Source organism: Spirochaetia bacterium 38H-sp, assembly GCA_039023545.1.
Classification (GTDB): Bacteria; Spirochaetota; Spirochaetia; order Winmispirales; family Winmispiraceae; genus Rarispira; species Rarispira pelagica.
In genome coordinates this window covers 489,213-502,147 of record JBCHKQ010000001.1, presented here as the reverse complement: position 1 = coordinate 502,147, position 12,935 = coordinate 489,213, and the positions used below count along the sequence as shown (strand labels likewise).

9 protein-coding genes are annotated in these 12,935 nt (G+C 41.4%); 1 reads left to right on the top strand and 8 read right to left on the bottom strand.

Features of this window, described 5'->3' with window-relative positions:
- Positions 1-96 precede the first annotated feature (96 nt).
- The 7 genes from WKV44_02180 to WKV44_02150 all read right to left on the bottom strand — a co-directional run bounded on the left by WKV44_02180 (position 97) and on the right by WKV44_02150 (position 9,228).
- A complete protein-coding gene (locus WKV44_02180; GenBank protein ID MEM5947343.1) occupies positions 97-1,020 on the bottom strand; it encodes an ABC transporter permease in 924 nt (307 codons plus the stop codon).
- A 3-nt stretch (positions 1,021-1,023) separates the two neighbouring features.
- Positions 1,024-2,121, bottom strand: a complete 1,098-nt coding sequence (locus WKV44_02175) for an ABC transporter permease (protein MEM5947342.1) — start codon at positions 2,119-2,121, stop codon at positions 1,024-1,026.
- Positions 2,118-3,629: an ABC transporter ATP-binding protein gene (locus tag WKV44_02170; GenBank protein ID MEM5947341.1), complete on the bottom strand. Its 1,512-nt coding sequence runs from the start codon at positions 3,627-3,629 to the stop codon at positions 2,118-2,120. Before WKV44_02170 ends, WKV44_02175 begins: the two co-directional genes overlap by 4 nt.
- A gap of 72 nt (positions 3,630-3,701) precedes the next feature.
- Complete coding sequence (locus WKV44_02165) at positions 3,702-4,865, bottom strand: BMP family ABC transporter substrate-binding protein (protein ID MEM5947340.1); 1,164 nt, start codon at positions 4,863-4,865, stop codon at positions 3,702-3,704.
- Positions 4,866-5,023: 158 nt separating this feature from the next.
- Positions 5,024-6,112, bottom strand: a complete 1,089-nt coding sequence (locus tag WKV44_02160) for a response regulator (protein ID MEM5947339.1) — start codon at positions 6,110-6,112, stop codon at positions 5,024-5,026.
- Positions 6,113-6,524: 412 nt separating this feature from the next.
- Positions 6,525-7,361 (bottom strand): alpha/beta fold hydrolase, encoded by an 837-nt coding sequence (locus WKV44_02155; GenBank protein ID MEM5947338.1) that lies wholly within the window; start codon positions 7,359-7,361, stop codon positions 6,525-6,527.
- A gap of 109 nt (positions 7,362-7,470) precedes the next feature.
- A complete protein-coding gene (locus WKV44_02150) occupies positions 7,471-9,228 on the bottom strand; it encodes a cellulase family glycosylhydrolase (protein ID MEM5947337.1) in 1,758 nt (585 codons plus the stop codon).
- A gap of 322 nt (positions 9,229-9,550) precedes the next feature.
- Here WKV44_02150 and WKV44_02145 point away from each other — a divergent pair, with 322 nt between their 5' ends.
- A complete protein-coding gene (locus WKV44_02145) occupies positions 9,551-11,425 on the top strand; it encodes a LamG-like jellyroll fold domain-containing protein (protein MEM5947336.1) in 1,875 nt (624 codons plus the stop codon).
- 61 nt (positions 11,426-11,486) lie between these two features.
- Here WKV44_02145 and radA read toward each other — a convergent pair whose 3' ends face one another.
- Positions 11,487-12,854, bottom strand: a complete 1,368-nt coding sequence (gene radA, locus WKV44_02140; GenBank protein ID MEM5947335.1) for a DNA repair protein RadA — start codon at positions 12,852-12,854, stop codon at positions 11,487-11,489.
- Positions 12,855-12,935 lie beyond the last annotated feature (81 nt).

The window sequence follows — 12,935 nt, the reverse complement described above, 5'->3', positions numbered from 1 at the left end:
ACTCATGATGTTTTGTTTCTGTGTATTAATAAAAAGCCCCCTTGATATGGGGGCTTTTATTGGTCTGTTATAAGTTTTGTAGTGTAGGGGTGTAGTCTATCGTTCTCCTGGAGAAAAAGGTTCTCCTAGCATAGCAGGCTCATGTGAGTGATGTTGTGCTCTTCTCGCACCTTCTATTATAAGGATGGTCAGTGTGGCAAGGTAAGGAAGCATTGCAAGAAAACTGGGAGATATTCCAAGGGGCTGCAAAACGTACTGGAGCACAAATATGAGGCCAAATAGAAATGCGCCCCAGACTGCTCTAAGCGGACTCCAGAGTGAAAATATGGTAAGGGCAACAGCAATCCATCCTCTGCCAGCTACGATATTATCAGTCCAAGAAGAAGAATAGCTCAAAACAAGCTGCGAACCTGCAAGTCCGGAGAGTCCTCCTCCAATTATTGTTGCAAGTAATCTTACCTTTGCAACTCCTATTCCCTGGCTTTCTGCAGCCCGGGGGTTATGTCCGCATGAGCGAAGAATTACGCCTCCACGGGTACGCATAAGAAATAACCATAGGGTTATGGCAAGAAGTATGGCTATATAAAAGAATATCGATTGTCTGAAAAAGGCTCCAAGTAATGGTATATCCGATAGAAAAGGTATTTTTAACGGTCCCATTTTTGCCGCAATGCTTCTGCCTATATATGGCCTGCCCCAGACGCTTGCTAGGCCGCTTCCTATCATGGCTATTGCCAATCCTGATACAACCTGATTCCCGCGCATGTTTACAGAAAATATGCCATGGACCAAAGCAAGAAGCATTGCTGTCAAGATGGCAGCTGTTATGGCAAGGAAAGCACTACCGCTCGCCATGGCAGTAAGAAAGGCTGCCATAGCCCCAACACTCATGAGTCCTTCCAGACCAAGATTGAGGATTCCTGCTCTTTCGGTAAGAATTTCTCCAAGTATGGCAAGGAGAAGAGGGGTTGCTGCAAGAAAAGCTCTATCAAAAACCTGGTTAAAGATAGCAATGTCCATATATTATTTTTCCTTTTCTGTCTTTGTCTTTTTTACAGGCACTAACCTGTATGTCAGTATAAAATCAGCTATCAAAAGAGAAAGCAAGATAATGCCGTTAAAAACAGATACAGTACTTGCCGGGAGTCCTACGGATATTTGTATGGCATCTCCGCCTACAAGTATGCCGGCAAAGAAAAAAGCAGTAAGAGGAACAAGCAAAGGATTCCTTCTCGCAAGCCATGCCACAATAATACCCGTAAAGCCATAGCCTGCGGATATCACAGAAGGCATGGCAAGGTGATGATGTATTGCTGTGATTTCCCCCAATCCTGCAACTCCTGCAAGTCCTCCAGAAAAGGCCATGGAGAAAAGCAGGACAAGAGATGTATGTATGCCTGCATATCTTGCGGCATCCCGGCTCTCTCCTGTCACCCTTATCTCATAACCTAGGCGGCTTCTGTAAAGAGCAAACCAGGCTGTCACAACAATAATCAGGGCTATAAACAACATAAGAGGGCTTATCCTGGTATAGGGAAAAAGATAAAGCCTTGCTGCTTCCGGCAAATCGTCGCTATAGGGATATCCCTGCTGGGTTGCACCACGCCAGGGGCCTACAACAAGCATGGTAACCAGCTCAAAGGCAATATAATTGAGCATAAGTGTAGATATGACTTCACTGACACCAAAACTGTTCTTTAGCACAACAGGAATAACCGCCCATATGGCACCAGCAATAAATGCACAGAGAAACATGAGAGGGAAAAGTATATATGCAGGCAAGGACTGTCCGACAAAGAGAGCAAATCCGGCAGAAGCTGCTGCACCAACAACAAGCTGTCCCTCTGCACCAATGTTCCAAAACTTGGCCATAAAGGGCAGGGTCAGTCCAGTACCTATAAGCATCAAAGGTATTGCTTTGCCCAAGGTTTCTTTGAGCCCGTAAAGGCTGCCAAAAGAACCAGAAAAAATGCCGCCCAATACTATAAGGGGATTAACGCCTTTGAGTGCAAAAATAATAGCAGAAAAAACAAGCCCTGTGACAAGAGATATAAAAACAGCAAAAAAAGGGAACCATACAGGAAAGTCAATTCTTTTTTCCAGTCGTATAAGACCTCTCATCTTGCAACCTCCAGACCAGCCATGTAGTAACCCACTTTATTCCTGTCTGCATCATCCCTGTCAAAAACAGCAACAAGCTTGCCTCTGTATATCACAGCTATCACATCAGAAAGTTCAAAAATCTCATCGAGATCCTCTGAGATAAGAAGAACTGCACTGCCTCTTGCTCTTTGTTGTAGTATTTTTTTTCTTATATATTCTGTTGCACCCACATCAAGACCATAAGTGGGATGAGAAGCAACAAGAAGCTCGGGGTTTCTGCTCATCTCTCTTCCCAAAATAAGCTTTTGTATGTTGCCTCCTGAGAGATTGCCTGTTCTGACCTTGACCGAGGGAGTCTCTACAGAATAAGAATCTATAAGAGAACGGGCATGTTCTTCTATCTGCGGATAGTTAAGAAAAAGCACATCGGAAAAAGGCTGCATGTGGTGATGCTTGAGGATTGCATTCTCAAAGACAAGAAGATTGGGTACAGTACCAAATCTCAATCTTTCTTCTGGAACATGACCTATCCCCAAAGAATGCAAGAGCCTAGGAGATGCCCCCGTAACATCATGACCTTTGAGACTGATTTTGCCTGACACAGGCTTTCTCAGACCGGTTATGGCTTCTACAAGCTCTTTCTGTCCATTACCAGAAACACCCGCAATACCCAATATCCTTCCACCTTCAAGATAAAAGCTTACTCCATCTACGGCAAGCTCACCCCTGTCTCCATTAACAACAAGGTCTTTGACATCAAGTATAACAGGACCTGCCGGAACATCTTCGCGCTCAAAGCTGAGAACAACATCTCGTCCGACCATCATTCTGGCGAGGGCCTTGCTGTCAAGACCTTCGATACTGGATTCTCCGACAACCTCTCCTTTTCTCAAAACAACGACTCTGTTACAAACGGACATGATTTCTTCCAGCTTGTGAGAAATCAAAATAACGATATGACCTTCTTTTGCCAGAGAACGCAAAATAGAAAAAAGTTCTTCTGCTTCCGACGGAGTAAGAACAGAGGTTGGTTCATCCAGAATAAGAACATCAGACCCCTGAAGAAGTGCTTTTACTATCTCCACCCTTTGCTGCTCTCCTGCAGAAAGGTCCCAGACAACAGCATCCAGATCCAGCTCAAAACCATATTTATCCAGCAAAGCCTCAACCTTTTTTCTCATCACCTTCTCAGGAAAGAAAAAAGGAAGAGACGCATCCGACAGAATGAGGTTTTCCAGTACGGTATGAGCCTCTACAAGCATAAAATGCTGATGCACCATACCTATACCGGCTCGTATAGCATCCGCAGGTGAAGAAAAGGAGACAACTTTTCCGTCTATAACTATTTCGCCATAAGAAGGCTGATAAAGACCAAAAAGAATATTCATTAGAGTTGTCTTGCCGGCACCATTTTCTCCCAAAAGGCCTATTACATCCCCTGCTTTTGCAGAAAAAGAAACATTTTTATTGGCAACAACCTGAGGAAAAACCTTACCAATCCCACGAAGCTCAAGAGAAGAAATCATAAAAACTCCGAATAGAGGAAAATATATAAAAAAGCTGCCCCGACAGAAAAGGACGGGACAGCAAAAACAGCATTAATTCTCAGGAAGAGGAGTTACAACATTATCAACATGATAATTCATACTAAGGAGCTCTTCCTTGCTTGCTCTCTCACCTTCTTTGATTCTGAGCTCCCCTGCCTGATCGTATATGGGCCCTGTAAAAGGCTCAAACTCAAGGGATTTTACCTGCTCATAACGCTTCATAACAAGATCATAAGCAGAAATCTTACCGAGGTCCGGGGTATCAATCATAATCTCCTTGAGTTTAGAAACAAACTTCTTGTTGATAGGTTCGTCAAATTTTCCGCCCAAAAGAGCAGCACCTTCTCCAGCTCTCCACCACAGATCCTGATTGGACCACTTACCTTCCTTTATGTCCGTGAGAATCTTCTTGTACATGATTCCCCAATCAACAAGCTGTCCGGACACAACAGAATCCTCTCCAAAGCTCTGCATGGGGCTGTAGTGGCTAAAGGCATAAACAGGCTTACCGGCATCGGTGTATTTCTCTGCAACTTCTATTACAGATGGGGAATCCTCCGTAAAAGCAAGAGCATCAACACCGTCTGCAACAAGGGCCTCGGCAGCTTCTCTGGCCTTGGTAGGATCATACCAACTAAAAAGCCATCTTACTTCTACCTTAACAGAAGGATTTACCGCCTTGGCACCTAGTGCATATGCATTGATATGCCTTATAACCTCAGGAATAGGAAAGGCACCTACATAACCAATTTTACCGCTCTTTGTAAGGGCTCCTGCCATAAGACCGTTGAGATAATAGATCTGATACAGCTCTGCAAAATATGTTCCTACGTTTTTGCTCTGCTTATAACCGGAGCAGTGCATAAAAATCTTATCAGGATAACGTTCACCTGCCTTAATAGTATCGTCCATATAGCCAAAACTTGTGGTAAAAACAACATCCACTTTTTGCTCATTGATAAGTCTGTCTATAATTCTTGCAGCATCACCCTCCGGCACGGACTCAACATAAACAGTTTTAAGCCAAGGAAGCTCCTGCTCAGCAAACTTTCTGCCAAGATCATGCGCATGAGACCAACCATAATCTCCCACAGGTCCCACATAGATAAAACCTGCTTTAAGAGTATCGGAAGCAGCCTGTTCCTTATTTCCTCCGCAGGAAAAAAGTAAAAGCACTGCAAGCACAATAATAAAAAAAAGAGAAAACTTCTTCATACAAAGCTCCTTGTTTTTGATTTTTTAAAAAAGAAAAAATAGAAATGCAGCATAGACAATTATTAAACCAGCATAGAAACAAGGTCAAGATATAAGGACAAGGCAGACAGCAACAAAAGGATTTGGATTAAACAAGAATATGCAGAAACAGAGAAAAGCTACTCCACGTCATGCTCTGGCTTTCTAAAATCCACCCAAAAAGCAGCTCCACGCTCCCTCTCCCTGTCTATCCCAACACAAGCACCATGTAATCTCGCAATCTCCTTTACTAGAGTAAGCCCAAGCCCTGTACCTCCCTGCTCAGACACACTCACAAACTCTTCGAATATTACCGAAGCGTCCTTTTCGCTTATACCCGGCCCCTCGTCCCTTACAGAAAATCTTATCCAATCCCCCCTCTCTTCCAACACAACAGAAACAATAGTATTGGGATAGGTGTACTTTACGGCATTATTTACAAGATTGTCCATGAGCTCCCCTATCAGCATCTGGTCACCTTTAACAAGCCATTCTTTGCCCCTGTCAAAGGAATAAACCAGCTCAACACCTTTAGCTTTGGCAGGCTCATTCCACCGCTGTACAGTTTCCAAAAGAAGCACAGAGAGACTTATATCGGAAGTCTTGGTCAAACCGGATAGTTTTCTCACCTTGGAGAGAGCAAGAAAACTTCTTACAAGCTCCAGAATTCTTCTACTACTATCGGAAATAGTCTTGAGATAATCGTCAAAAGCACTGGGAGCAGATTCTTTCATAAGTTTGGCAGACTGAAGAATCACAGAAACAGGTCCCTTGATATCATGAGCAACTAGCTGAAAAATTCGTTCCTTGAGCCTTAGAAGCTCCTGCAGTTCCTGGTTCTCTTCTATGGTACGCTTGAGCCTTACAAGATTCCTGACTCTTGCAAAAAGCTCCTCTTCCTGAGGAGGTTTTATGATATAATCGTTACCTCCCGCATCAAGCGCCCGTGCAATCTCAGAGGGCTGTCCAAGAGCAGTAAGGAAAAGCACCGGCAGCTTAAACTGTGGATAATGCTCTCTTATTGCAGCGCAAACATCAACACCGTTTATCCCCGGCATAATAATATCAAGCAGAACTATATCAAAATCCTTAAGCTCCTCAATTCTAGAAAGCGCATCTCCGCCGGAAGGACATGTTTCCACATAAAAGCCCCTCCTTTCAAAGAGCTTTCTAAGAAAAGTAAGAGTCAAAACATCATCTTCTACAATCATTACACGAGCTTCCGCCATAACACACCCTCTAAAGCCTTTTAGATAATTGTAGTAAAGGATATTATTTATTTCCACAAATTTTTATGATTTCATTATGAAACACAAATATTTAATAAAATTCATAATACCGAACGTCGGCACTGCGCTACATGCGCAATGCCTCCTGCCTACGGCAAATACGGGGAAAAGGACTGTATGCTTATTCTTCTATTCTTCCGCCGGAAGCAGTGCGGGACGAGCGGAGCGAGTACCGTACGTTCGGTATAAATGCAAAAATAAGGATTATATAAGATTGATTACAAACTAAGCGGCTACAGAGGAAGGTGAAAAGGGATAATCTCCAAAATATAGGAAATGTATCACTACTGACATATACTTTATATTTTAACAAATTTTATTTTGATTGTACAAACATAGCATGCGCAGCAGTTTATCTTGTCTTATAATCCATAAGAAACGATAGAGATTTAATAAGAAATTTCCTATGCTCCGGATTGCTTATAAGACTTGTATGATCTGCCTGCTCTAAAAAAACGAGTTTCTTTAGTACAGATGGGCAGGCTCGATAAAGGCTCTCTGCCATAGAATAAGGGATAACATCATCCTTCTTACCATGGATAAAAACTATCGGTTTATAGATTTCTTTTATCACAGAGATATTATCCAGAGTAAGAACTACAGGTTCCGCATCAATCCTTATAAAAGGCCTTGCATACCACGGTACAAGAGATTTTCTCCAGTATCCTGCAAGTTCCTGAGAAGTTGTAAATGTGGATATAAAGAAAAGACCAGAGACCTCGGATAATCCTGCAACTCTTGTTGCAGCAAAACCGCCCAAAGAGTGTGCCATTATTATAAGAGGGAGTCCAGAGTTTTGAGGAAGCCTTGACAATTTTCTTACAACAGATGTTGAATCCTTCTCAATAGCACTAACAGAAGGCTTTCCACTGCTCCTGCCGTATCCTCTGTAGTTTACTGTAGTGACTTTTGCCTTATAAATCCGTGCAATATCTTTAAAAAACCCGGCATGTCCCGATGTAAGGCCTCCGTTACCTGGGAAGAATATTATAAATACCTCAGGACTATCCTGTTGATATGTCCAAGTTTCAAGTTGTTCTCCATTTATATTTAGGTAAGAAACTTCTGTATCAACCGGATTAGCAGAGGGTTTACCAGCCCCAGGGAAAAGCTCCTTTTCTGTAAAGGAAACTACCTTGCAAGAAAAGAACAAGAAAACTGTTACAATAGCAAATGATATTTTTTTCAAAGGAAAATCCTTTTCTAGTAACTCCTTTATAAGTATAACATATTATTTTGCTTTTTGATTTAAGATGTTATATATAAAAAAAGCCCCGGGAATCCGGGGCTTTGTAATATTAATAAAGTCTTAGTTGACCAAAAACAGCAGGGCTCTGCCAGGCAGAGTTTGTGTTGTCATTAAAGGTAAGAGTTCCTATTCTCACACCACCGCTTGCATCGTTTACCTGCATGTCAAACCCCATAATATTGCCTGTGTCATGGGACAAAAGCCAATCTATGGAGGCTTCTACTATATAACCTATTGTTTTGCCGTCTTTTTCATAAGGAACAACAGATGTTGTAAATCTGGAAAGGTCTCCATTGCCTGTTACAACCTTTCCATCATAGCTGACTCTAAACTGAATATCATCCGAGTCATAAGCGCTGCCGGCCGCTCCGTTCTCATCTAGAAAGATTTCAAAAGAGTCATGCTCCCACGGATTACCGCTGCTCATATCAAGCTCAGGATCTTCTACATAGGCAAGTATATAGAGCTTTTTTGCATCCCATAGAAGCTTAAACTTTGCTGTTGCAGACAGGTCCTTACCGTTTCTATTGCCTGGTATCACAAAATCCGCTTTTTGCCAGACATCATCTATCTGTCCATCAATTACGGGACTTCCTTGCAAAACCTTTACTCTTCCTGCCTCGTCAAGGAAACCTGTTGACTTGCTGGCTGTTATTTTGCCTTTCTTTGCGGGAGGGAAAATAAGAGGCTCCGGCGGAGCTTCTGCAGCCTCTATAAGAGCCTTTACTATTTCCGGTTTTGCCCACTGCAGTGTATTTCTGTCCAAGAGAGCAAAGAAATCATCCCCGACACCAAGCTTTCCATTATCCCACCAGATGGTTTTTATTCCTCTTTTTTTTGCTATCTGAACGATATTGGATGCATATTTTGCAACTTCCTTTGTGTTGGGTATTCTGTCTCCGTTATCAAGCTCCATTTCTTTTACCGTAGAGCCAAACTCCGTAAGAATAACAGGGATACCTTTTTCTATAAAACGCCCTTTTATATTGTCAAACATCCTCTCAAGAGGTCTCAACTGACTGCCATCCCACGTAAAAAGCTCAAACATATCTCCACTTGCAAAGGTAAAATTAAATGGATCATAGCTGTGAATGCTTACAGCTATATTATCACCGTCAGGTACAACAAGTCCTTCTGCACCGGCTTTTGCATTTGCACCGTAGGGTGTAACAAGAAGGGTTCTAAAGCGGTTAAAACCTCCTGATGAGCGAACAGTATCCACAAAAAGCAAGTTGAGCTCGTTTATCACCTCTCTGCCTTCTTCCGTGCCCCCTGACCACTCTTCCGGTGTTCCAACAAGTCTAGGCTCATTCATAGCCTCAAAGATAAGGAAATCACCATAATCTTTAAATGTTTCTGCTATTTGCTTCCATAGGGCTTTATACTGCTTTTTTACTTCTTCCAGTCCTTCTTTTTGCGGTTTGAGCCAGCTGTCCTCATGGTGTATGTTGACTATTGTTATAAAACCAAGTTCCTTTGCCCAGTCTACTATCTGTTTTACGCGCTGCATTCTTTCGGAAGCTACTTTGTAGTTGGAATCCATAAAAGGTCCCCATGTTACAGGTATTCTCAGAGTATCAAACCCTGCTTCTCTTACTGTTTTTAGCAACTCATAGCTTGTCTCAGGATTTCCCCAGCTCGTTTCTCCTTCTATGGCATCCATAGTGTTTCCAAGGTTCCAACCAACTGTCATTTGCTCTACAAGCTCACTGGCCGTCCGGAAACCCTCAGGAGGGGAGCTTACACAAGCTGTTATAAAAACAGCCAGCATTATTGGCACAACCAGAATCTGTACTGTGTTCTTCATTTGTCTCTCCTTGTTTATCATGTTTACGTAAACTCAAAAAAGTTTAATCAAGCTTTTTTATTCTATCATGTTACACAAGCTTGTCAATGTTTGTTGCTTTAAAAACACAACAATTTAATGTCTGATTTCTTAGTTTATGAGATCTGCTGTCTTAAAAGTATCTACAGAGCAAGAGACTGCTTTAAAACTATAAATATAACACACATATTGATACACTTAATTAAAAAAATAAATCATTTAAAATATATAAATAAAATTTGACAATTCAATATCATATGATACAATAAATACACACAATATTGTCTTTTTGGAGGGACCTATTATGAAAATCAAAAATTATTTTATGCTGTTTCTTTTGTTTTTGTTTTTTTCATGTTCACTTGGCACACAAGTCCTCACATCAGCAGAAAATATTGATAGCATCATAGAAAGAAACATAATCGGAGCAGAACAACCCAATCTTGTAGCAAACACAACACGAGAAATCCACGTCAATACTTCTTCTGGATTGGTAGATGCATTGGAGAATGCGATGCCGGGAGACACCATTCTAATAGAACCCGGAATATACACAACAGAAAAGACATCTGCAGATTTTGCAACAGAAAGTGGTCCTGTTACAAGAACATGGTTCTTTGGCAGCAACAAGAGCGGAACAGCAGAAAATCCCATTATTTTAAAAGGCACAGACTCTAATAATAGAGCTATTCTTACCGGAGACGGGTGGGAAGATGCAGGATACGTGTTTTACCTCAGAGGGAGTTATTGGATAATAGAAAATTTGGAAATAAAAAGCGGAGCAAAGGGAATAATAATAGATGCAGCCCACGACATACTGATAAATAATGTAAAAATCTCAGAAATAGGCCAGGAAGGATTACACATTAGAGATGGGTCACATCATGTAAGGTGCAACAATATAGAAGTTACCCATGTAGGTAAATTAAATGATGGCTTTGGTGAGGGAGTATATATAGGATCGGATAATTCTGTCTGGAAAGAAGGAGATGGCAGTAATACTGGAGAAAAGGGGCTTCTGTACAGCAGAGATGTACATGATATAATAGTTTCGGACAGCACTATAGGTGGAGATATCACAGCAGAGCCTTTCGATATAAAAGAAGGAACATGGAATGTGGTTATCGAAAATTGTGATATTTATGGTTCCGGTGTTTCTGGTAATAATTATGCCGACAGCCTTATTGATCTTAAAGGCACATATGCTTATGTAAGGCAAAATCGTTTTTATCAAGAAGGTAACTCAAAAATAAAAAGGGGTGTGCATGTTATTTCAAGGGTTTCAAGCGGCGTGAAGGCTGCTCTTACAGCAAACAACATATATGTGCATGACAATGCTTTCTTTCTATCCGATTCTGTATATATAGGACAAATAACAAGTAATACAGAGAATATATATATGTGGAATAATTCTAAAAATCCGATGGAAGGTAATCTCTACTCTTCAGGAATAATTCAATCTCCTCCTCCAGATTATACACCTACACCTACACCTACACCTACACCTACACCTACTCCTACTCCTACTCCTACTCCTACTCCTACTCCTACCGCACAGCCGGAAGAAGGACTGTTGGCTTTATGGAAATTTGAAAACAGCTTAAAAGATGCCATAAACAATTTTACACTTATCCCGTCCAGTTCTTCTGTAATCAGTGGGTATAGTCAAGGTATATCCAACCTCTGCCTAGATATAACAAATAGAGGGTTTCTAAATGGAGGAACTTCTGATATTTTCAACTTTTCGTCAGATAATTCCTTTAGTATATCTTTTTGGATAAAAAAGGATGCTAATCCCAGCTCATATCCTACATTGATAGAAAGATCTAACTCAAAAAAAGGGTATAAAATTATGTTAACAAAAGATGGTAAAATAAGATTCCGTGCATACACCGGTTTTGATTCTATCAACATAAACAGTTCTACAAGGATAACAGATGGTCTCTGGCATCATATTGTATTCTCTTACAATAAAAAAGTATTAACACTTTATGTGGATGGAAATGAGGAATCAAAAACAGATTCTGTAGATATAGCATCAAATCCAGGTGACGATATAAAAATAGGCGGACTATCCGATGGGACTTCATCAAACAATGCAGGTCCATGCAGTATAGATAATCTAGGATTTTATAACAGGGCGTTAAATATAGAAGAAATACGTGCTTTGTCAAACTAACTGAGCTTAAAGGGTTTATATTCAACAAGGTCTCTGCCGCTTGCGGCGGAGACCTTTCGGTCTAATTGTTTTTATTGCCAAAGATTGTGCTTATGGCTTCTTTTATTGTTCTCACAGGGGTAAAGTTTTCCGCTATTTTTTCCTGCTCTGCGGGGGGGCTTATTATGTTTTTTATTCCCAGCTCTCTTGCTGTTTTTATGCGACGTGAGAGGTTTTTTATGCTTCGTACTTCTCCTGCAAGGGATAGTTCTCCTGTTATCGCCAGGGATTGTGGCAGGTTTATCCCTGTACGGGCAGAGTAGAGGGCCATTGCAAGCGGAAGTTCTATTGCGACTTCTTTTATCCTAAGACCTCCGGCTATGTTTACGTATATGTCCTGACTGGAGAATTGTAGGCCTATGTGTTTTTCTAAGACTGCAGCAACACGTGAAACTTGTCTAGGATCTATGCTGCCGGAGTAAACCCTGGATAATCCTGTCTTAGAGGGGACTGTCAATGCCTGGATTTCTACAAGGAAGGTTCTTGTGCCTTCTTCTACAGGGGCTACTGCCACACCAGGGGGTAATTCTCCCGCACGATTTACAAGAAACAGATTGCTTATTTCTCTTACTTCTTCCAGTCCACCTGCACTCATGCTGAATATGCCAAGCTCGTCTATGGAGCCAAAACGGTTTTTACTGCTTCTGAGTATTCTCAGGTTGTGCTCGGTATTCTCAAAGTAAAGTACTGTATCTACCATGTGTTCTACCTGACGAGGTCCGGCTATACTTCCTTCTTTTGTGAGATGTGCAATAAAAAAGGCTATGCAGTTGTTTTCTTTTGCCCATTGGCTTAGTTCGTATGTGCAGTATTTTAGCTGGTTTATTGTTCCCGGGGTATTTCCAGCCTGAGGTGAGTGCAGCATTTGGATAGAGTCCACTACCAGAATACGTGTTTTGTGTTTCCTTAATACTTGCTCAAGTTCTTCTACAGTAGTCTGGGTTGTAAGGGTTAGTTTACCACTTATCGCTCCTATTCTTTTTGCACGGCTTGCTATCTGACCAGGTGACTCTTCTCCTGCTATATAAGTGGTTTTATGTTGTTGTGATATTTTAGAGGCAGCTTGTAGCATGAGAGTTGATTTTCCTATGCCCGGTTCTCCACCTATCAGGATTGAGGAACCAGGGACCATGCCTCCACCAAGAACTCTGTCCAACTCCGATATTCCCGTACTGATTCTTCCCTGCTCTTCAAGGGGTATGTTGTCTATAGTGATTAACTCTGATTTATGTATGTGCTTTTTTTTGTCGTAGGATGCAGGAGCTGGACTCTGGTTTTCTATCATGCTGTTCCATGTCCCACAATCAGGGCACTTGCCAAGCCACTTAGGTGAGCTTGCTCCACACTCCGAGCACGTATAATAAACAGAAGCTGTCTTTTTTGCGCTCAAAAAATTCTCCTCTGATGTATTTTACAACAATAAGTTTAAAATTATAAGTCTGTATTTTTACAAAACCTATAAAAAAATATC

Coding starts and splice junctions, on each gene's coding strand:
- WKV44_02165 (MEM5947340.1), bottom strand. CDS start 4,865: ATGAAGAAGTTTTCTCTTTTTTTTATTATTGTGCTTGCAGTGCTTTTA.
- WKV44_02170 (MEM5947341.1), bottom strand. CDS start 3,629: ATGATTTCTTCTCTTGAGCTTCGTGGGATTGGTAAGGTTTTTCCTCAG.
- WKV44_02150 (MEM5947337.1), bottom strand. CDS start 9,228: ATGAAGAACACAGTACAGATTCTGGTTGTGCCAATAATGCTGGCTGTT.
- WKV44_02160 (MEM5947339.1), bottom strand. CDS start 6,112: ATGGCGGAAGCTCGTGTAATGATTGTAGAAGATGATGTTTTGACTCTT.
- WKV44_02145 (MEM5947336.1), top strand. CDS start 9,551: ATGAAAATCAAAAATTATTTTATGCTGTTTCTTTTGTTTTTGTTTTTT.
- WKV44_02175 (MEM5947342.1), bottom strand. CDS start 2,121: ATGAGAGGTCTTATACGACTGGAAAAAAGAATTGACTTTCCTGTATGG.
- WKV44_02180 (MEM5947343.1), bottom strand. CDS start 1,020: ATGGACATTGCTATCTTTAACCAGGTTTTTGATAGAGCTTTTCTTGCA.